The organism is Mycobacterium sp. TH-M82 (assembly GCF_057473605.1).
In genome coordinates, this window is record NZ_JBYCKY010000609.1 from 1 (window position 1) to 1,569 (window position 1,569).

Sequence of the window (1,569 nt, forward strand, 5' to 3'; positions counted from 1 at the left end):
GGCCTTCCGGGATGACCAGCCTGCCCACCCGGTTCTCCTTGTCGGTGAGGCGCTGCACCGCCGACGCCGCCGAGATCTCGGTGCGGACCCGGTAGAAACCGGGTTGTATCGCCACGACCTTGTCGTTGCCGTGCGCGGCGTCGACGAACGCCTTGACAGTGGCGACCACGTGGTGCTTGTACAGCGTCTCACCGATCGCGGTGGTCGAGTCGCCGGGACTCACCTCGATCACCAGATCTTGCTTGCCGTCGCCCCGGTAGTCGGTGACCGGGCCGGACAGGCCGTGCCACAGCTTGGAGCCGAGGAAAACGACCGCCACGGCGGTCACCGCCAGCAGTGTGGTGGCCAGCCCCCGCACGATGCGCCGCCGGCGGCGGCCGCGCTCGGCGCGCTTGCGCGCGGCGCGGGGCATCCGGTGCCGGGGTGGGCCGACCGCCGCCGGCTGGGCCTGGTCACGCCGCCGCTCAGCCATCACCGGCCTCCGTCGGCGGTACCGGCACCACCGCCCCGGTGGCACGACGCTCGTCGAGCCAGCTCTGCAGGATCGCCACCGCCGCAGCCTGATCGACGACTGCGCGTTGATTTCTGGACCGCACTCCCGCCGCACGCAGCGACCGCTGCGCGCTGACCGTGGTCAGCCGCTCGTCGGCCAACCGCACCGGCACCGGCGCTATGCGATGCGCCAGCGCATCGGCCAGTCCGATGGCGTCGCGGGCGGCCGGACCGATCCGGTCGGCCAGGGTGCGCGGCAGCCCAACGACCACCTCGACGGCGTCCAACTCGGCGACCAGGCCGGCCAGCCGGCGCAGATGCGCACCGGAGCGGTCACGGCGAACGGTCTCCACCGGGCTGGCCAAAATAGCATCCGGGTCACTGCAGGCCACCCCGATGCGCACCCCCCCGACGTCCACGCCGAGGCGTCGTCCGCGGCCGGGGTCGTCGGAGCCCCCGGGTCGGTCGGGAGCACGGTAGCGAGGTGCGGTCATCAGGGCTGGCTCTGCGCTATCTCGGCCCGGACCGCGTGGAGAGCGGCGTCGATGCCCGCTGGATTCTTTCCCGACCCTTGTGCCAGGTCGGCCTTTCCACCGCCCCGGCCGTCCACCGCCGAAGCCAGCAGCTTGCCGAGATCGTCGGCGCGCAACCCCAGTTCCTGCGCGGCCCGGTTGGCGGCCACCGCATAGGGCACGGCGCCATCACCCTCGGCGACCAACGCCACTACCGCCGGATCGGCACCCAGCTTGGCGCGGATGTCACCGGCCAGCGAACGCAGGTCAGCCGCCGTCATAGCGCCCGGCAGCCGCTGCGCCACCACCCGGACGTCACCGATGCGTTCGGACCCGGCGGCGGCGCTGGCCGCGACGGCGCGTGCCGACGCCAGCCGGGTGCGTTCGAGTTCACGTTCAGCCGTCTTGAGCCGGTCCACCAGGTTGGCGACCCGGGCCGGCACCTGCGCGGAGGGCACCTTCAGCGACGCCGCCAGCCCGGCCATCAATGCCCGCTCCTTGGCCAGGTGCCGAAACGACTCCAGCCCGACATAGGCCTCCACCCGGCGCACCCCGGAGCCGACCG

General features: G+C 73.0%; 3 protein-coding genes. All 3 read right to left on the reverse strand.

Annotated elements, in window-relative coordinates; all coding sequences use genetic code 11:
* Nucleotides 1-472 (reverse strand): endolytic transglycosylase MltG (locus AC2VON_RS18110; RefSeq protein WP_486954194.1); only part of this gene is annotated, 472 nt, incomplete at its 3' end.
* A complete protein-coding gene (gene ruvX / locus AC2VON_RS18115; RefSeq protein ID WP_486954195.1) occupies nucleotides 465-986 on the reverse strand; it encodes a Holliday junction resolvase RuvX in 522 nt (173 codons plus the stop codon). The genes ruvX and AC2VON_RS18110, both read right to left, overlap by 8 nt.
* A partial coding sequence (locus tag AC2VON_RS18120; RefSeq protein ID WP_486954196.1) for a DHHA1 domain-containing protein occupies nucleotides 986-1,569 on the reverse strand: 584 nt, incomplete at its 5' end. The genes AC2VON_RS18120 and ruvX, both read right to left, overlap by 1 nt.

Coding starts and splice junctions, on each gene's coding strand:
- ruvX (WP_486954195.1), bottom strand. CDS start 986: ATGACCGCACCTCGCTACCGTGCTCCCGACCGACCCGGGGGCTCCGAC.